This window comes from Campylobacter concisus (assembly GCF_001891085.1).
GTDB lineage: Bacteria > Campylobacterota > Campylobacteria > Campylobacterales > Campylobacteraceae > Campylobacter_A > Campylobacter_A concisus_O.
Window position 1 is genome coordinate 1 of sequence record NZ_JXUP01000008.1, and the last position, 15,520, is coordinate 15,520.

Sequence of the window (15,520 nt, forward strand, 5' to 3'; positions counted from 1 at the left end):
CGTCTTGTTGAACTACACCTAATCCTACAGCGTTGCCACCTATAGATCTCATAAACTTACCGTCACTGAAATTAGGTAAGTTAAAGTTTTCTCCCGAGCCACCATATATGTAACCCAATACATTAAATAGCTCTGGATATTCTGACTTCTTAAGGCTTCTGCCGTCCGCTAGCAAAAAGCCAGCGGGGATTGCCTTTTGACTTGGATAGCTTAGATATGCACCTATTGGCAAGCCGTCCGTTAGCTCAGTTTTTAGGGCGAACTTATCATCGCTTTCGCGTTTGGTATACGCATCGATCTTGTCGGTCTTTTTTAAAAATTGATTTTCGCTCCACTTTCTTGTGGCAAGTACTACGTTATTATCGACTTTTAAAATGATGCTCTCACTCGCATTTGCGATTTGAAGTTTAAAATTTAATGTGATGTCTTTACTCGACCCTTCGTTTAAAAGCGGCTTATAAGTATCTGCAAGGCGTGCCACTGCAAAGAGTGAGCCATCATCACAGTATATGCCAGCCGTTTTTATGTAAAATCCGCCAACTTCAGGTGGTATGATGGCATCGACGTCTAGGATGTTATTATCGTTTTCGTCTATTGTTACGGCGTTTATTGCACCCCTATACTTCTCATTTGGTATTGATGTTGTCTGCTCGCTTAGCTCTCCATCGTAATCGCTTACTACAACTTCTTTTAATGCGATCTTTGATCCGTCGCTAGCGGTTTTTAGTAGCTTATTTATGCCACTAGCTGTTAAAAGTGTGTATTGCTTCATTTATCCGTCCTTTATCTTGTTAAAACTCTTATTGCATCGATTGGTATGCTTATGATCTCGTTTATCTGCGTAGTAGCTCCTACTTTAAAGCTTGCTCTTTGGCTTATATTTGATATTACGTAAGGATCTACGCTTATGCTTTCACCGCTAAATGTGTAAGAGTAGGCTTTTAAATTTATGCTAGCAGTCGCTTTTATGCTAGCGCCGTCATATACGCTACGCACGTTTTTATAGGTGTTTATGATCTCATCAGATCTCTTTAGCGTCTGTGGGCTTACTCCATTTTTACTTGCATCAAGCTCTAGTTTGAAGTGATAAGGTAGTCCTGCATAATCAAACCACTCTTTAACCTTGGCATCTGCATAAAGTGCGCTTAATGCCTTATTTAGGCTATAAAAAGTGCCTGAGTAGTAATGTATCTCAAAAGCATTTTTTATGAGCTCTCTAGCTTCATTTTCGTTTAGTCCATCAATATCTACATCAAAGCTAGCTGCAAGTACTGGCAGTAAATTTTTGGAGCTTTGCTTGCAAGAGTATTTATGACGCCAATGTCTAAATCCTCAAACCTTACGCCAAAAAGCTCATCAAATTTCTTATCAAATTTACTTTTGTGATTAGGCAGCAAGCTCATAACTCAGCCTTTTTGTAGCTTATCTCATAGCTTAAATTTACAAATTCTTTTACGCTTATCTTTTTATCATTCAGCGGTTCTTTAAGACTTACTCTATAAACGCCATTGGTGTGTAGATTTTTATAGATGTAGCTTAAATTTAGATCCTCTCCAAGACTAAGAGTAGTTGGCAGAGCTGATATATTTTTAGCAATTTCGTCTTGAAAGAGCATATCTGTTAGCTCAAGGGTAGCTACTACCTTTATGTCTATTTTCGTGGCATTTAACACGCTTAGATTGTCGGTTAGTGGCCTGACCTTTTCGGCACTTAAAAAGCTCTCCACATCTTTGCGTGTCTCTTCGCTCATGTCGGTAGTTTTTAGATAAATTTGCACCACCCCAGCACCGCCATTTAGCACACTACACTCCAGCACCTTTGCATTTGCGCTTAGTGTTTGATAAGTATATGCTTTAGCACTGCCTGCAGTTGAGAAACGCTCTAGGCTTAAAACTGCACGCTCTCTTAGCCTATCATCGCTTTCACGCTCGGCTCCGCCTTCAAACTCACTTAGCTGTTTTGCTTTTAATACAAAAGGTAGTGGTGTTTGGATATATTCGCACTTTGCTTTGCTGGTTTTTGTAAACTCATCCAAGATGATCACTCCAACAGTTTTTAGCTCGTTTGCTGTTATTACAACTTCACTTTTTAAACTAGCTATTTCACCATTTTCGCTGCGTAAAATTAGCCCTTTTGGCAAATATGTATCGCTGCTTCTTGGCATTGAAAGACTAAACTCACACTGCGCCGTTGGTCTCTCGCCTTTTAACCTCTCTATGCCATAAATCGCTACTATGTTATCAAGGTCATCTCCAGTAGAAAATGGCAGCAACATAGCCTTAACACTATCATTTATCCTGGCTCGTAAGAGCAGTTCTCTATAAGCTAGCGTTTCAAGAAGTGCCGAATAATTGTCACTTTCAAGTAGTGAAATTTCATCATCAGTTAAATGCTCTTTAAAAATGTTTTTAACATTATTTAAAATTTCATCATATTTAAGCACCTTAATAACGTTTGGATATGGAAGTTGTTTTAAATTCATGCTCTTACCTCTATCTCATCACCACTCATAAGCACTACTTTAAAGCTAAGCTTATGATCTTTTAAACCTATAAGACGAACTTCATCGATCTTGACTCTCTTTTCCCATTTTTCAACCGCCTCTATCACAAAGCACGCCAGATCAGCACGAAATTCATCATCTACCTTGCGATCTATTAGCTCATAAATTCTGCTGCCATACTCAGGCAGCATCACCCTTGAGCCAAGCGGAGTTAGGAGTATGTCTTTGATAGAGTTTTCTATATCAATGAGATATTTCATCGCTAATCCCTCGCAAGTCCGTTATTTGTATGATCGCTTAGGTTGCCACGTCCATCACGTACGCTACCGCCAAAGTTTGCATTACCACCTGCTGTGATTGAGCCAGTGATCCTTACATCTCCATTTATCTCAAAGCTACCACTACCACCACCGCTTCCTGCTGTATTTATTGACCCTTCAATGAGTGTATTGCCGAGCAGCTTGATATCCCCGCTTTTTATAGTTGTGTCACTGGCCTCCACCATCACATTCTTAGCCTTTACATTTGCGTTATCGCAAGTTATGTTTATAAGCTTTGGAGATGAAATTTCAAGACAAGAGCTAGAGCTGTCATAACTCATCTTTATGCCATCTTCAAAATTTATATGTACTTTCTTATCAGTCGCATCAGTTTTATATGAACTTTGATAAAGCCCACGAAGCACCACACCTGAGTTTAATTCATCATGCACAGGCAGCACTAGCACTTGCTCTCCTACTCGTATTGGTGAAAAGCTCACTGCATAAGAGTTGGCATGTGCTTGAAATACCGGCAAAAAATCAGTTACCATCGAACCAATGGCAACTTTTGCACGGTCATTTCTTACTTCACTTATAATTCCGACTTCAATCATTTATATGCTCGCTAAATTTTTTATTTCTTGGCATTCTCGTATACTTTACGCTATGCTTGATCTCTTTTACATCTTCATGTATTTCATTAAGCTTCTCTTTATTTGTTGCGAAATTTGCTGCTAAAATATCGCTTAGCTTTTCAGTGGCGCTGCTTTGTTTATTTATAGCTTCACTATTTTTATTCACCACATCGATCATCAAATCAGTGTTTTTGCTCGTATATCTACTAAGCAGCAAAAAGACCACCACAAAACCGATAAAGCCAAAAATCGCCATAAAGACGATAAATTCATTTAAACCCCATGATCCAGCTAAATTTATTAATCCAGCTGTCTCTCTTATCTCGTCACTAAAATTTAAGCCGCTATTTTCCATCTTCTTCCTTTATTCCAAGACATTTTTTTAGTTTTCTTTCACAGTCGCGGTAATAAACAGCAATCTTCTTGTCCGTCTCAAACGTGCCATCATTTTTGGGTTTTAGTGGCATTTCGGCATTGCATTTTATGGGCATATATTTTTCTTTATATATAACACTAGGCTCAGGCACTTGTTTATTCGCGCAGCCTGAAAAAAGCAGAACGAGCGCCACAAAGAACACTAATATTCTCATTTAAACAGCTCCTTATATGCAGCCAACTCGCTTTCGCAACTTTTATCTTTGACGTAGATTTTCTTTATTCTCTCGGCCTCTTTTGACGGGGTATCGTCGATCTTTACCGCAGCAGCCTTTATAGCTTCGTTTTGTGAAGCAAGAGCTGTATCGCAGGCACTTAGATTGTTTTTGACTGTAGTGTAGTCCTTGGTTAATCGCTCGTTTTTCTCTTTTTCGCTTTTAAGGTCTTTAAGCAAGACGGAATTTATACTTTGGAGTTTTGAATTTTCCAAAAACAAATTTACGCAAGCAAAACCTAAAAGCGCGGCCAATGCAAAGCCTACGATAGGAAGTTTAGCTATCAAGTAACCCACTTAGCACCTTCTTTGCCCGGTTAGGCGTTTGTTTTGCCCAAAGGCTATCTAGTCCATTCTTATAGGCTGCCTCATATTCGCCAGACTTTATAAAATTAAGAGTGGTAACAAATTTTTTAACTCCTGGCACTCCCATTTGATAACACATTTCTATTACCACGTCTTGGACATTTTTTGGCTTATCTTCCAGCCAAGGAAAAGCTTCACAAACGCTAGGTATGAGCTTAATAAGCTTCATCTCTAAAATCTGATCTGCTACCGCTTTACTCATAGGCTCAACCTTGCCGCCATTTAGAAAGAGTTCGTCTTTACTAAGAGATGAAACCTTAAAGCCATATCCGATAGTAGGATACCCACGAGTATCCTGATATATGTGGCTTTTAAAGCCTTCGTTTTCTTTTATATTTTCTTTTAAGCTCATAAATCTTCGTTCTCCTCATCCCTATAAATATCAACTTCTACTACAAAGCTATATTTAAAAAGGCTATCTTCAAAGCCATCAAATTTCATCTCGCTTATGGCATCTTCACCAAAGATCGCAGACTTTGCGATAAATCTTTGCCTTAACTCATCAAGCCTAGATAGAGCGCTAAAATTATCATCAACTAGTGAATGCGATGCAAAAATGATCCTAAAACTTGCACGATCCTTTTTCCACGCCACACTTTTTATGCCATCAAAAAGTAGATAAACTCCGCCCTGAGGGCTTGCCTTTGATATGCAAATAGCCTCAGGTGCTATCTGTTTTAAAGACTTGTAAATTTGGACTAGATCATTCATACGCACTCCAGCCTAATGAAACTGTTAAATGTTGGCTTGCTTTCAAGTGGGCTTGCTTTTATCTCGCTTATAGCTTTACTTAAAAGTAAACTATCCTCTTCGCTTAGAGCGATTTTTAGATATAGCTTTAAGCGAATGAGAGCAAAGTCCATCATCGCCCAGCTCTTTACTACTCGTCCATTGCACTCTTCGTAGGTTTCGTGAGTAGCTACATCAAGAGCCTCATCTGTGATCTCTTCTGGGTTGAAAAGTACCGATTTAGCTCTTTTTGAAAAAGCCTCTTTAAATTCAGCTCGTGCAATCATTTCTGCTTGTTTTTCTTGTCTGACTTTGTAGATGAACCAGGCTCATCTTCGAGATCATCTCCATCAGTTGGATCCTGTGCTAAAGGCATGTCTGACTTTGTAGACGATAGCTCAGGCTCCACAGATGTCTCAGGCTTGTTTAGTGGCTCTATCATTAGAGCTTTTTCATAAGCCTCTGCTTTTTCTTGCTCTAAAGTTACGACCTCGCCAGTCCTTACAAAGCTGCCATCTATCGCACTATCTTTTAAAACTATAAATTCCATTAATTCTCCTTTTAAAGAGTTGCTATGCTGACCCATTTTTTGATTATGATCTCATAGTCCACACTTGCATCAAAGATGTATTTTAGTGCTCTCTCTTCTGGGTCATACCAACGGTTGCGATTTATATCAAGGCATACGCCAAGAACTAAATTTTTAAGCGGAGTAGCCATGTAAACGCCTTTTGGCATTAAAGGACTAACTTCAAGCTTTACACCAAGCACACGATCAGCATTGCCATTTATTAGGTAGGTTGGTGCATTTAACGCTGAAATTTCTTTGTTGTACTCCTGCATGTCAGCTGTGCTTATTAAGATTACACTATCAACTAAGGCGTCTGGGTTGATTGATTGGGCAAGTGCTGTTAAGCGTTTGCTTACACTATCATTTGCGACATAAGTAACTTTTGTGACGTCATTACTATCTTTTGCTGTTTGGATCCAGCCTTTATGTAGCGTCTCAAAGCTATTTGCATAAGTATCACTTGTACCACTAAAGCCAAGAAGTGCAAGATCATTACCGAAAATTGTTCCAAAAGAGTTAAATGTTTCACTCTCAAAATTTGGATTATTTTGGTTGTCTGCTAGTGTATCTTGAAGTACCCTTGCAAAAAGTTGCACACTTTTTGCTTCTAGCTTTACGCCTGCTTTTTTAAGCTGCGTTCTTTGTGCATCGCTTGGTTTTTCGCCACTTGCTACACGTACCAAAACGCCCCTCATAGCATCCCAGCCATCAAGCTCTTTAGTTAAGCGACTCATTTTGTCAACATGAATTTTTTGCAAAAATTCACTATTGTCTTTAATCACATTTATAAGACTAGTTGCTTGCTCTGGAGTTAAACTACCACTTAGTGTCGCACTAGTAGCATTCATGCTGCCTTTTGCAATATCTTTTAAACCAAGTCCCTCTAACATTAAAGTATTCCTCCTACTATTTTGTCATCTGTTTTTTCTATATTTTTGCTTTGTTTGCTATCTTTTGCGACATCCTCAAGCTCGCTTATACGCTTCTCAAAGCCAAGGAGCTTCTTGTTAAGCTCATCCATACCTTCAACAAGCGTCTTTTTTATCTCCTCTGCTTGTGAAATTTCTTTTGTTTCTTTTTCCACTTTGTCCTCTCCTTTTTTAGTTTTTTCAAATTTCTTTAGTAGCTCGTTAAAACCATTTGCTATGGCAGCAGCTATTGAAGTATCGTTTTTTTGTACCTCTTCACGCTTCGCAAATCCTGCCATTGAAAGTCCTGCGATCTCGCCACTTTTTATAAGTTCTTTTAGCTCGTCGCTTTCTATCTTGATACCAACTGCCCAGCTTCCCACCTTCTCGCTCTTAAAGAGAGCATCGTTTTCTCTTACTATCCAGCTCTCAGCCACGTATGCTTTGCCGTCTGGCTTAAAGTCATGCTCCTTGTCTATGTTTTGACCTTTAAGATCCTTCATAAAAGCATAGGCAGCCTTTTCAATCTCGGCCGCGTCCGTAAAATCCCCCTGAGTATCTACTTCATCTGGTGAATACACAATCCCATATACAACGCCTTTTTCTTCGTCAAATTTGGCGATGCTCACATCTTTTTCAAAGCTTGGCTCACTTGCGTCACTTTTATAAATGATGCTCTTTTTGTTTGCACCAGCTTTTACAAGAGATATGTGCGTGATACTTAGGTTAGTTAGTTTGTTTGCCATCTTTTTACCTCTTTCATTTTTAAGCCAAAAAGGCTCTTTGCTAGTGGGCATTTTATAAGAAAGGCTATTTTTAGAAATGCTAAATAATGGTCATTTGCTAATGTTTTAAAAAATTTTTCAGATAAATTTACCCCTAGCGTAGATTAAAGATTTATGGTCTTAGTCTTTGCTCAAATTTAGGTAATAATAAGGAGTGAGTGTGGAGAACAAATTTATTTTTAAGTCAGATACTCCGAGTTTGCAACTCTCGTCTGATGTGCAAAACGGTGATTATATAGAGCCTTTTATAAGTTTTAGTGATCTTTTAGAGCTTCACTATGCAAACGTATATCACCGCCGTGCCATAAAAATAAAAGCCAATATGCTCTCTCAGATAGAAATAGATGAGAGCGATCTGGCAAAGTTTTTACCTCAAAATGTAAGTGAGAAAGAGTTTTTATTTGAGTTTTGCTATAACCTAGAGCTTTTTGGCAATGCTCCTATTGAAAAAGCTGGAGCTAAGACAAACTATAAACTCTACAATATACCAGCTCATGAGTGGCGAACCAATAAAGATAAGCAAATGTTTCAGGTAGGCAAATCTGGTAAAAAGATAAAACTTGATGGATACTATCTTAAATTTTATTCTCCAAGCTCAAGATACTACGGCGAGCCAGACTATCTTGCAGCTATGTGTCAGATTTTGACAAATAGGCAAGCAGACATGTATAACTACTCATTTTTCCAAAATGGAGCAAGGCCTGATCTTGCTATCATTCATGAAAACTCAGAGCCTAGCGAAGAACAAATAGCAGCTTACAAAAAATTTTTTAGTGAAAACTATAAAGGAAGTGCTAATGCGCATAAAACACTCCTATGCTATACAAACTCGATTGGCGAAAAGGATGCAAAAATTCGTTTTGAAAAGCTATCAGAAGTACAAGATCTAAGCTTTAAAGCACTAAAGGAAGTAAGCCGTGATGAGATAGCAGCAGCTCATGGTATTCCGCCACGTCTGCTTGGTATCATTCAAAGTGCCCAGCTTGGCGGAAGTGGAGAGCTTATAGGCCAACTTCACCAATTTAACGAGCTTGAGATAAAACCAAAAATAGAGCTAATAGAAGGCTTTTTTAGAAGCATCGGTATAAAAGTGGTATTAAGTGCTGTTGATGTAACAAATTTTAAAGACGATGGCGAGATAGTTACGCAGCTTGTTGAAAGAGGGATCATCTCAATTTCTGAAGCTAGAAGTATACTTGGCTGGCAAAAGAATATTGAGTAGGATAAAAATAGTGTTTAAAAACGTTTAAACCCCCTTTAAAAACGTTTAAATACTAAAAGGCAATACAAATGTATTTTAATAATATAAAAGGGCTTTAAATGGCTTATAATGAAGAGTTTAAAAAAGAGTGTATAAATTTATTAAAAAGTGGCGTGAGCTCAGTGCTAGTTTCAAAGCAAATGAACGTATCTCGCCCAACATTACAAAAGTGGTTAGAGCAGGCAAATGATGAATTTAGTCTTGATGATGGTGTAAAGGCACTAAAAAAGCAGGTTGAGTGTTTAAGCAAAAAGAAAAAGTTAGTCCCTGATGAGACGGCCCAGCTTGCTGATCTTATAGTGGCGTTAAATAAGATCGAGAGCAAAAGCAAAGCAGCCAAAGAGCAAAAAGCCTATGTTTTGCCACCAGTAAGCTTAGACAAAAGTGCCAAAATTTTAAGAGATGAGATAGTAAAAGATGGCGAACTGTTTGCTTATCAAAAAGAATTTTTGCAAAGCGATGCTCAGTTTCGTATCGTACTAAAATCGCGCCAGATAGGCTTTAGCTACGTGGCAGCAGCTGACGCACTTATAGGAGCAGTTGGCGGTAGAAACCAGCTATTTTTGTCCGCTTCAGAAGAACAAGCGCTAATCCTAATGAGATATTTAAAACTATGGTCTGATAGGTTTGGAGTGGCTTTAGCAAAAGATAGTGAGACTGAGATAAAGCTAGAAAATGGCGCTATTATAAAAGCTCTCGCTCACAACTTTCGTACAGTTCAAGGTTTTACTGGTGATATTTGGATGGATGAGTTTGCATGGTACCCAAACCCTAAGAAAATTTGGCACGCTTTTGTGCCAAGCATCGGTGCTGTTAAAGGTCGCTTAACAATACTTTCAACACCATTTGAAGAAAAGAGCCTTTTTCATGAGCTGTACTTTGACGAGCAAAAGTATAAGATGTTTAAGCGGTTCCATGTTGATATTTATAGAGCTATGGGAGATGGGCTAGAGTTTGACCTTGAAACCATGAAAGCACTCTTTGATGCTGATACATGGGCTAGTGCTTATGAATGCGTCTTTATAGATGATGAGAGCAGCCTACTGTCTATTACGCTTATCAAAAGCTGCATAGATGAAAAGCTTAGCTATTTTAGCCCAAGCTCAAACACTCCGCTGCTTTGTGGGTATGATATAGGAAGAGTTAGCGACCGTTCAACACTTGTAAGTGTGATCAATAGCGATGATACATATACTCTTGCTATGCTTAATGTGCTTGCAAAAGCTAGCTTTAAAGAGCAAGAAGATGTCTTAAGCTCTCACCTGCGCTCCTACCCACTAGCAACCCTTGATATGGATAAAACCGGCATCGGTCTAAATTTAACAGAAACTATGCATGCTAAATTTAAAAGCAGGGTAAATGGAGTATATTTTACAGCCGGCACAAAGGAGCAAATGGCTCTAAATTTAAAGAAACTCTTTGAAGACAAAAAGATAAGCATACCAAACGATCCACTTTTAATCAGTGATCTTCACGCCATAAAACGCACAGCAGGAACAAAAAGCTTTAAGTATGATGCTAAAAGAAACGAGTATGGTCACGCAGATAGGTTTTGGGCGTTAGCTCTAGCTTGTCGTAAGATAGAGGCTGTTGTAAAACGAAAAGGCGGCGGAGCGGTGATATTATAAAAAAAAGGGGGGGGGGTGATAAAATCCAAGTAGAGCCAAAAGGCTCTACTCTTAGCAAGGCTCAATTATTTAAAATGTCTCCCAACATTTCAATTTGCAACGGTATAAAAACGCACTATTTTTAAGTATTTGTATATAATTTGTAAGTGCGTCCACTTTTAACCCTGTGAATGTCACCTAGTTCATTTGCAAAATAAAGCACATATCTCATTATCTCGATGTCATACTCTTTAAAATACTGATAGATTTGAGTTTGAAACATACCTTCATTTTTGGCTACTATACCAATGATTTTTTTAATGCAATCGTTATAGAGTGGATCTTTGTATGCAAAATAAATCATAATTTTTTTAAATTGGTCTTTTTCTTGTTGTGTGTGTCTATCTCCGACCATCTCGTAAGCTACTCTTTGTAAGGCAAAACGCATAGCATCAAACTCTCGCCTTTCATAATAATCTATAATTTCAATAGGTGTGTTATCCGGATATTCTTGTATAATTTCAGCTTCTAATACTTCGTCTTGTTTAATCGTTTGTATTTTATTGTTTACTTTTGTCAATTCTTGTTTCTTATGTTCTATTTCTTTTGGTTTATCCTTTAAATCTTGTTGCTTTGTTTTACATTGTAGTTCTATCTCTATATATTTTTTAGCCAATTTATTGGCTTCTTGATGTTTTAGTTTTTCTCTTTTATCTTTTATAAGCTCTTTTATCGCTTTTTTATCAAGCATTTTTGATTTAAAAGCTTGTAAAATTTGGATTATTTCTGATTGTGGATATTTTTCAAGTTCAAGCTCAATTATAATCTTAAGTTCATCTGATGTAGGCTTATAGCCTAAGATTTTACTCCATTTTTTTAAATCCCGATGATTTAATATCATAAAAACAACCAAAGCAAGTATAAAAATAGCAATAAACCAATGCATTTTTAGCCTTTTTTATGAAATTATATCACTTAATGTTATTAATGGAACTTGTTATAAATTTTACTGTCTCATCTCCTATATCCTTAGCTAATTGCTCTTTTGCCTTTACAAAGCTAGCGCTACTTATATACTCGCTAAAAGCTTTCTCGATATATGGGTTTGCCTTTGTGCCAGGGTGATTTACACTTTTGCCAAAAATTTGACCGCTCTTTTTGTTTGCAAGAGCCTTCATCTTTTTTGGTTTTATAACATGTGGCCTTGTACCAAAATATACAAATTTAGCATAAGGTGCAAGCTTTGTATTTCCCACACTTATGCTAAAACTATCTATCTTCTCATCAAAAACTTGTATATCTTTTTTAAGATTACCAGTTTTATATGGCGCTACTTGCTTTGCTCTATATCTTACCCCTGAGCCTATGCGAAACAAAAACCTTTTAAAAGCACTATTAAAATTCATTAAAACCTACTAAGCTCTCTTTTTGGCTACATACTCTAAACACGAGCACAAATCTCCGCTAAATTTTTCACCACTATCAAAGAAAAAATCATGCTCGCTTCCATCATCTATTGCAGTCTTTACATACTCTATAAAGCTAGCAAGATCGCCTACGCATGAACATACATCAGCACTTTTATCCTTTAGGCTTTTATCACTTGTTATAATAAGTTCTATGCCGCTATCAAAAACAAAATATTTCATATCTGCCACCATCTCTTTATGACTTCGATTTTATCCTTTTTGGCATAATTTTCAAAGTATTTTTTTAATGCTTGATTGTCTTTTGTAGGAAATATAGTGTCTATTTTATCACCATCAAAAATTATAATATAGCCATTTTGCGTTTTTGCTATTGATTTTTGCTCAACATTTGTATGTGGAGCTATATGTGTGATAGAGTTAAGCGCTGAAACTATCTTTGCTGCCGATGTGCGTTGCAGCAAATTTGCACTATGCTTTTTATCATTTGCGTTTGTAAAAGTCAGCACCCTCTCCACGCCCATTTTATCTATGTGTCTTATGATCTCGTCTTTGCTCGGTGCTTCGCTGGCTCTCATTGTCACGCCGTCATTTTCATATTCATCAACCCATGCAGGCACGATCTCAGTCCTGCATCTAAAATGATATGGCGGCATGCCAAAGTTACTATCCATCTTATCGCTTCTACCATTGTATGGTTCTTTTGCCCATGTAGCTGCTGCCTTTTTGCTGGCCATATCCTTTGCATTCATGATATTATCACACTGTCTTTCTATGTGCTCTGCTGGTATGAGCCTACCACTCATCGATCTACATATAGCGCTCGTTCTACTATCCATCACAGCTACTACTTTATAGTATTTTACGCCGTATTTCCTAGCCTGATTTACTGTTGATATGTTTTGATTTTGGCTGATGATATGATCACTCACTCCCTCAAAGTATCTCACGCTTTGCTTTAGCTCACTTGCAAATTCGTCTTTTAGTCTCCCTGCTAGTTCGCTTCTTGCTACCTCGCCACGAAAAGCATTCTCAATGATATCTTTTAGCCTACCAGTAAAGCCTTTGTTAAACTCTTTGCCAACCCAATAGAAGTTATTTCTCATAGCGTTTATAGCCCTTATGTCTATCTCATCAAAGACTATATTTACGGCTATATTTTTACCTGCAAGCACGGCGTAAATTTCTTCAAGATTATTTGGACTTATGCTTAGTCCCATTGATGAAATTTTAGAATTTACAAGCTCCTTTAACACCTTTTTATCAATGTTATAATTCTCATTTATAAATATAAGCAAATTTGCAAGCTGTGCCTCTAACTCCTTTTTAGCTAGCTTCGCATTTTGTTTTATAAACTCATCTACTAGCTCGCTAACGCCTTTGTTTTTGTCAAATTTAGCCTTTAAAAGTGTGCTTAGAAGTAGCTCGTTATTCATTTTTTATACCCTTAAGATCGCCAAGCTCTTTAGTAGCCTTAGCATACTCTTGCCAGTACGGATCACAAAAAAGTGCTTCGATACTCACAAAGCTTCTTTTACACTTATCACAAACCCTATAACGCTTGTTTTGCAAGCCTTTCATAGTATTTAAAACCTTAGTCTTTTCAAAACCGCAGTAAGGACAAAACATAAAAATCCTTTTTATATATTTTTAAAAAAATATTAGCTTTTTTTGGGATTTTTTTCACATTTTATAACGGCACTTAGTCCAGTAATGATCTTTGTAGCTTGTTTTGAGTTTAGTAAGGCTATGTTTGTCACAAGTGCTCCGATCTGGCGGTAGTAAAATCTCCTAGCACTATTTTCATCCCAGCCAAGAACATCTAGCAAAACCTCTATCTTTTTAAGCTGCTTCTGCGTGATAGCGTCTTTTTTGAAAATGCGCCTACCTTTAATGTCTGGCTCAAAGCCTAGCCTATCATCTACTCTCTCTTGCAATATATCAAGGGCCAAATTTAGCTCGCTTATGCTAAGCTCCTTGCTGCTCTCTACACCAAAGCGAAGCATTAGCCATTCTTGCCAAGCTCCATTTTCTACGATCTGCTTGTAAAGTGGGTTTATGTGGATGAGTGTTAAAAGTCTCTTTCTATACTCACTTTGGTTCATATTAGCCCCCTTATATCAAGCTCACGTCTTGCAAATTTTTCGCTCACTCCAGCACATCTTGCAAGCTTAGCTACATTTAGTCTGCCATTTTTAAATTTATAAAAATCCTCATCGTAACCAAGTGCATTTTTCAGCCTAAAAAGTGCATTTTCATGTCTTTTAATGGCTAAAATTCTTAGGTGTTCTCTTTGCTTAAAGCTCATCTCTTGCCCTTATTGCTTCTCTTAATTGATCAAAGAGGTTGGCTAGATCTTTATCCATCTGCTTTTTAGGCTCTTTTTGTGCCAGCTTTGCGATTACGTCGGTGAAGTAAATTCCATTTTGCTTTATCTCTTTGGCGTGGATCTTCCAAAACTCACGTAAATTTGCCTTTATAGGCTCTAAATTGTTGTTAAAATACGCCTGATCATTTGGTGAAGCAAAGTAAAAGATCAATGTTTGATACTCTATGCTTGCCCCTTTTAGTGAGTATTTTAGGCAGCTATCTTTTAATGCATATTCACTCATCTCTTTTAAAAGCTCCATTAACGCCCCTTTAAATTTTATGCTCTTTCATTTAGTCCAAAGCCTTTTAAAATTTGCAAAGCTAGTAGCTCTTTGCCTGCAAATTTCTCTTTTAGCTCTGGCTCAAGCATGCTAAGCCAATACGCATCGAGCTTTTCGTTAAACTCTGCTATCACTTCATCTCTAGGACGCAAGCACTTAAATTCTTTTATCTGTGCCTCTTTGTTAGCTGCGTGAAAATTAGCTACCGCTTCTTCAAAAGTCAAAATAGTTCCTTTGTTTTTAAACCTTTTAAAGAGCGTTAAAGTGGTTTAAAAACGCTCTTTAAAGGGCTTAAAGCCCTTTAAATTTTAATCGAACCACAATCTAAGCGTGCCGTCGTCATCTATGTCCAGTTCATCGGGGATGGCCCCGCCGAACAAAGAGTGATTGCCCTTAAAATTTTGGTCCAGCATGGTTAAATTGACGATATCGATGTAAAAAGTATCGATATGCGAATATTTGCCCCTATCAAGATCGTCCACTATCTCTTGCGGCAAAAGAAACAAATCATATCCGATTAGCTCGCAAGTAGCTTTTATGCTGCCGTAGGTTATGTCGTGGTTGCCTTCCGCGATGAAGCTGTCGTTAAGCTCCTCATTATCAAGCTCGGCGATTTTTTTAAAAATTCTCTCAAAATCGGCTTTGTCTTTTATTCTGTATTTTGGCTCTATCATTTTCCTATCTCCAGGCTCTCTATCTTAGGCACTATCCTAAAATTATCTTTTACTACTCTCTTAAGACCAAGTTTTACTAGATCCTCATCTTTTAACTCTGCTAAAGCCTCTTTGTTTGGTGTCTCCGTATAGCTTATGCACTCTTTGGCTAACCCAAACGCTTTTATTGAGCTAACTAACGCTTCAAGCTTTGCTTTTACTCGTGGCAAGCTTACACTCTTACTTATGCGGTAGCCAATCTCGCCAAAGGTAAATTCCTTAGAGCGTTTTTCGGCAAATTCAGCCTTGTTGTCCTCACAAAATAGTGTGATTTGCTGCTCGATGTAGCTCTTTTCGCTCTCAAGTCTTTCAACTTCGCTCTTTCTAGCTTCTTTTATACGGTTGCACTCAAGCGTTACTTCACCGTTAATTTTTTCTATACCTACGCTTACTTCGCATAGTCTTTTTAAAGCGACGTCTACGTCGCTAAAACTACTTATTTGCATACTCTTCTC

The 15,520-nt window shown here is 37.7% G+C and carries 28 protein-coding genes and 1 pseudogene; 2 read left to right on the top strand and 27 right to left on the bottom strand.

Features of this window, described 5'->3' with window-relative positions; genetic code table 11:
- From TH67_RS07705 to TH67_RS07770, 16 genes and pseudogenes are all read right to left on the bottom strand, one after another.
- The coding region (locus TH67_RS07705; RefSeq protein WP_072595076.1) for a phage tail-collar fiber domain-containing protein at nt 1-772 on the bottom strand (772 nt) is incomplete at its 3' end.
- An 11-nt stretch (nt 773-783) separates the two neighbouring features.
- On the bottom strand, nt 784-996 hold the full coding sequence (locus tag TH67_RS10690) for a hypothetical protein (RefSeq protein WP_072595077.1): 213 nt from the start codon (nt 994-996) through the stop codon (nt 784-786).
- Nucleotides 997-1,050: 54 nt separating this feature from the next.
- Nucleotides 1,051-1,278: pseudogene (locus tag TH67_RS10695) on the bottom strand (phage tail protein); the annotation flags it as partial.
- Nucleotides 1,248-1,403 (bottom strand): hypothetical protein, encoded by a 156-nt coding sequence (locus tag TH67_RS10700; RefSeq protein ID WP_257638065.1) that lies wholly within the window; start codon nt 1,401-1,403, stop codon nt 1,248-1,250. The gene TH67_RS10700 and the pseudogene TH67_RS10695, both read right to left, overlap by 31 nt.
- Nucleotides 1,400-2,482: a baseplate assembly protein gene (locus TH67_RS07715; RefSeq protein ID WP_072595078.1), complete on the bottom strand. Its 1,083-nt coding sequence runs from the start codon at nt 2,480-2,482 to the stop codon at nt 1,400-1,402. The genes TH67_RS10700 and TH67_RS07715 overlap by 4 nt, the downstream gene beginning before the upstream one ends.
- Nucleotides 2,479-2,763 (bottom strand): GPW/gp25 family protein, encoded by a 285-nt coding sequence (locus TH67_RS07720; RefSeq protein ID WP_021090248.1) that lies wholly within the window; start codon nt 2,761-2,763, stop codon nt 2,479-2,481. The genes TH67_RS07715 and TH67_RS07720 overlap by 4 nt, the downstream gene beginning before the upstream one ends.
- Nucleotides 2,764-2,765: 2 nt before the next feature.
- Nucleotides 2,766-3,377 carry a phage baseplate assembly protein V gene (locus TH67_RS07725; RefSeq protein ID WP_072595079.1) on the bottom strand — a complete coding sequence of 204 codons (612 nt, stop codon included), beginning with the start codon at nt 3,375-3,377 and terminating at the stop codon, nt 2,766-2,768.
- Nucleotides 3,370-3,753: a hypothetical protein gene (locus tag TH67_RS07730; protein ID WP_072595080.1), complete on the bottom strand. Its 384-nt coding sequence runs from the start codon at nt 3,751-3,753 to the stop codon at nt 3,370-3,372. Before TH67_RS07730 ends, TH67_RS07725 begins: the two co-directional genes overlap by 8 nt.
- Nucleotides 3,743-3,988 (bottom strand): hypothetical protein, encoded by a 246-nt coding sequence (locus tag TH67_RS07735; protein ID WP_072595081.1) that lies wholly within the window; start codon nt 3,986-3,988, stop codon nt 3,743-3,745. The genes TH67_RS07730 and TH67_RS07735 overlap by 11 nt, the downstream gene beginning before the upstream one ends.
- On the bottom strand, nt 3,985-4,344 hold the full coding sequence (locus TH67_RS07740) for a hypothetical protein (protein WP_072595082.1): 360 nt from the start codon (nt 4,342-4,344) through the stop codon (nt 3,985-3,987). Before TH67_RS07740 ends, TH67_RS07735 begins: the two co-directional genes overlap by 4 nt.
- Nucleotides 4,325-4,765, bottom strand: a complete 441-nt coding sequence (locus tag TH67_RS07745) for a glycoside hydrolase family protein (RefSeq protein WP_072595083.1) — start codon at nt 4,763-4,765, stop codon at nt 4,325-4,327. The genes TH67_RS07740 and TH67_RS07745 overlap by 20 nt, the downstream gene beginning before the upstream one ends.
- Nucleotides 4,762-5,124: a hypothetical protein gene (locus TH67_RS07750; RefSeq protein WP_054196752.1), complete on the bottom strand. Its 363-nt coding sequence runs from the start codon at nt 5,122-5,124 to the stop codon at nt 4,762-4,764. Before TH67_RS07750 ends, TH67_RS07745 begins: the two co-directional genes overlap by 4 nt.
- A complete protein-coding gene (locus TH67_RS07755; protein ID WP_054196753.1) occupies nt 5,121-5,429 on the bottom strand; it encodes a hypothetical protein in 309 nt (102 codons plus the stop codon). Before TH67_RS07755 ends, TH67_RS07750 begins: the two co-directional genes overlap by 4 nt.
- Nucleotides 5,426-5,692 (bottom strand): hypothetical protein, encoded by a 267-nt coding sequence (locus tag TH67_RS07760; RefSeq protein ID WP_072595084.1) that lies wholly within the window; start codon nt 5,690-5,692, stop codon nt 5,426-5,428. Before TH67_RS07760 ends, TH67_RS07755 begins: the two co-directional genes overlap by 4 nt.
- A gap of 11 nt (nt 5,693-5,703) precedes the next feature.
- Complete coding sequence (locus TH67_RS07765) at nt 5,704-6,603, bottom strand: P2 family phage major capsid protein (protein ID WP_054196755.1); 900 nt, start codon at nt 6,601-6,603, stop codon at nt 5,704-5,706.
- Nucleotides 6,603-7,367 carry an XkdF-like putative serine protease domain-containing protein gene (locus tag TH67_RS07770; protein WP_054197410.1) on the bottom strand — a complete coding sequence of 255 codons (765 nt, stop codon included), beginning with the start codon at nt 7,365-7,367 and terminating at the stop codon, nt 6,603-6,605. The genes TH67_RS07765 and TH67_RS07770 overlap by 1 nt, the downstream gene beginning before the upstream one ends.
- A 199-nt stretch (nt 7,368-7,566) precedes the next feature.
- Here TH67_RS07770 and TH67_RS07775 point away from each other — a divergent pair, with 199 nt between their 5' ends.
- Both TH67_RS07775 and TH67_RS07780 read left to right on the top strand, forming a co-directional pair.
- Nucleotides 7,567-8,628: a phage portal protein gene (locus tag TH67_RS07775; protein WP_054196756.1), complete on the top strand. Its 1,062-nt coding sequence runs from the start codon at nt 7,567-7,569 to the stop codon at nt 8,626-8,628.
- Between the two features lie 98 nt (nt 8,629-8,726).
- A complete protein-coding gene (locus TH67_RS07780; RefSeq protein ID WP_072595085.1) occupies nt 8,727-10,295 on the top strand; it encodes a terminase large subunit domain-containing protein in 1,569 nt (522 codons plus the stop codon).
- Nucleotides 10,296-10,416: 121 nt separating this feature from the next.
- Here the strand turns inward: TH67_RS07780 and TH67_RS07785 are convergent, their stop codons facing one another.
- The 11 genes from TH67_RS07785 to TH67_RS07835 all read right to left on the bottom strand — a co-directional run bounded on the left by TH67_RS07785 (nt 10,417) and on the right by TH67_RS07835 (nt 15,511).
- Entirely contained in the window at nt 10,417-11,220 is an 804-nt protein-coding gene (locus TH67_RS07785) for a hypothetical protein (RefSeq protein WP_054196758.1), read from the bottom strand.
- A gap of 25 nt (nt 11,221-11,245) precedes the next feature.
- Entirely contained in the window at nt 11,246-11,680 is a 435-nt protein-coding gene (locus TH67_RS07790; RefSeq protein WP_072595086.1) for an HK97 gp10 family phage protein, read from the bottom strand.
- Between the two features lie 9 nt (nt 11,681-11,689).
- Nucleotides 11,690-11,923 carry a hypothetical protein gene (locus TH67_RS07795; protein ID WP_072595087.1) on the bottom strand — a complete coding sequence of 78 codons (234 nt, stop codon included), beginning with the start codon at nt 11,921-11,923 and terminating at the stop codon, nt 11,690-11,692.
- Nucleotides 11,920-13,137, bottom strand: coding sequence for a hypothetical protein (locus TH67_RS07800; RefSeq protein ID WP_072595088.1), 1,218 nt, complete (start codon nt 13,135-13,137; stop codon nt 11,920-11,922). The genes TH67_RS07795 and TH67_RS07800 overlap by 4 nt, the downstream gene beginning before the upstream one ends.
- The gene (locus TH67_RS07805; RefSeq protein WP_054196762.1) at nt 13,130-13,330 is read right to left on the bottom strand and encodes an NrdR family transcriptional regulator; all 201 of its coding nucleotides are present in this window, start codon (nt 13,328-13,330) and stop codon (nt 13,130-13,132) included. The genes TH67_RS07800 and TH67_RS07805 overlap by 8 nt, the downstream gene beginning before the upstream one ends.
- 32 nt (nt 13,331-13,362) lie before the next feature.
- Nucleotides 13,363-13,806, bottom strand: a complete 444-nt coding sequence (locus TH67_RS07810; RefSeq protein ID WP_072595089.1) for a phage protein GemA/Gp16 family protein — start codon at nt 13,804-13,806, stop codon at nt 13,363-13,365.
- Nucleotides 13,803-14,009 carry a hypothetical protein gene (locus TH67_RS07815; protein WP_072595090.1) on the bottom strand — a complete coding sequence of 69 codons (207 nt, stop codon included), beginning with the start codon at nt 14,007-14,009 and terminating at the stop codon, nt 13,803-13,805. The genes TH67_RS07810 and TH67_RS07815 overlap by 4 nt, the downstream gene beginning before the upstream one ends.
- Nucleotides 13,999-14,331: a hypothetical protein gene (locus TH67_RS07820; protein WP_072595091.1), complete on the bottom strand. Its 333-nt coding sequence runs from the start codon at nt 14,329-14,331 to the stop codon at nt 13,999-14,001. The genes TH67_RS07815 and TH67_RS07820 overlap by 11 nt, the downstream gene beginning before the upstream one ends.
- A gap of 17 nt (nt 14,332-14,348) precedes the next feature.
- Nucleotides 14,349-14,576, bottom strand: coding sequence for a hypothetical protein (locus tag TH67_RS07825; protein ID WP_072595092.1), 228 nt, complete (start codon nt 14,574-14,576; stop codon nt 14,349-14,351).
- 84 nt (nt 14,577-14,660) lie between these two features.
- Nucleotides 14,661-15,026: a hypothetical protein gene (locus tag TH67_RS07830; protein WP_072595093.1), complete on the bottom strand. Its 366-nt coding sequence runs from the start codon at nt 15,024-15,026 to the stop codon at nt 14,661-14,663.
- A complete protein-coding gene (locus TH67_RS07835; protein WP_072595094.1) occupies nt 15,023-15,511 on the bottom strand; it encodes a host-nuclease inhibitor Gam family protein in 489 nt (162 codons plus the stop codon). Before TH67_RS07835 ends, TH67_RS07830 begins: the two co-directional genes overlap by 4 nt.
- Nucleotides 15,512-15,520 lie beyond the last annotated feature (9 nt).

Coding starts and splice junctions, on each gene's coding strand:
- TH67_RS07820 (WP_072595091.1), bottom strand. CDS start 14,331: ATGGAGCTTTTAAAAGAGATGAGTGAATATGCATTAAAAGATAGCTGC.
- TH67_RS07815 (WP_072595090.1), bottom strand. CDS start 14,009: ATGAGCTTTAAGCAAAGAGAACACCTAAGAATTTTAGCCATTAAAAGA.
- TH67_RS07755 (WP_054196753.1), bottom strand. CDS start 5,429: ATGATTGCACGAGCTGAATTTAAAGAGGCTTTTTCAAAAAGAGCTAAA.
- TH67_RS07810 (WP_072595089.1), bottom strand. CDS start 13,806: ATGAACCAAAGTGAGTATAGAAAGAGACTTTTAACACTCATCCACATA.
- TH67_RS07790 (WP_072595086.1), bottom strand. CDS start 11,680: ATGAATTTTAATAGTGCTTTTAAAAGGTTTTTGTTTCGCATAGGCTCA.
- TH67_RS07730 (WP_072595080.1), bottom strand. CDS start 3,753: ATGGAAAATAGCGGCTTAAATTTTAGTGACGAGATAAGAGAGACAGCT.
- TH67_RS07770 (WP_054197410.1), bottom strand. CDS start 7,367: ATGGCAAACAAACTAACTAACCTAAGTATCACGCACATATCTCTTGTA.
- TH67_RS07725 (WP_072595079.1), bottom strand. CDS start 3,377: ATGATTGAAGTCGGAATTATAAGTGAAGTAAGAAATGACCGTGCAAAA.
- TH67_RS07735 (WP_072595081.1), bottom strand. CDS start 3,988: ATGAGAATATTAGTGTTCTTTGTGGCGCTCGTTCTGCTTTTTTCAGGC.
- TH67_RS07715 (WP_072595078.1), bottom strand. CDS start 2,482: ATGAATTTAAAACAACTTCCATATCCAAACGTTATTAAGGTGCTTAAA.
- TH67_RS07830 (WP_072595093.1), bottom strand. CDS start 15,026: ATGATAGAGCCAAAATACAGAATAAAAGACAAAGCCGATTTTGAGAGA.
- TH67_RS07800 (WP_072595088.1), bottom strand. CDS start 13,137: ATGAATAACGAGCTACTTCTAAGCACACTTTTAAAGGCTAAATTTGAC.
- TH67_RS07785 (WP_054196758.1), bottom strand. CDS start 11,220: ATGCATTGGTTTATTGCTATTTTTATACTTGCTTTGGTTGTTTTTATG.
- TH67_RS07745 (WP_072595083.1), bottom strand. CDS start 4,765: ATGAGCTTAAAAGAAAATATAAAAGAAAACGAAGGCTTTAAAAGCCAC.
- TH67_RS07720 (WP_021090248.1), bottom strand. CDS start 2,763: ATGAAATATCTCATTGATATAGAAAACTCTATCAAAGACATACTCCTA.
- TH67_RS07835 (WP_072595094.1), bottom strand. CDS start 15,511: ATGCAAATAAGTAGTTTTAGCGACGTAGACGTCGCTTTAAAAAGACTA.
- TH67_RS07760 (WP_072595084.1), bottom strand. CDS start 5,692: ATGGAATTTATAGTTTTAAAAGATAGTGCGATAGATGGCAGCTTTGTA.
- TH67_RS07805 (WP_054196762.1), bottom strand. CDS start 13,330: ATGTTTTGTCCTTACTGCGGTTTTGAAAAGACTAAGGTTTTAAATACT.
- TH67_RS07765 (WP_054196755.1), bottom strand. CDS start 6,603: ATGTTAGAGGGACTTGGTTTAAAAGATATTGCAAAAGGCAGCATGAAT.
- TH67_RS07780 (WP_072595085.1), top strand. CDS start 8,727: ATGGCTTATAATGAAGAGTTTAAAAAAGAGTGTATAAATTTATTAAAA.
- TH67_RS07795 (WP_072595087.1), bottom strand. CDS start 11,923: ATGAAATATTTTGTTTTTGATAGCGGCATAGAACTTATTATAACAAGT.
- TH67_RS10700 (WP_257638065.1), bottom strand. CDS start 1,403: ATGAGCTTGCTGCCTAATCACAAAAGTAAATTTGATAAGAAATTTGAT.
- TH67_RS07750 (WP_054196752.1), bottom strand. CDS start 5,124: ATGAATGATCTAGTCCAAATTTACAAGTCTTTAAAACAGATAGCACCT.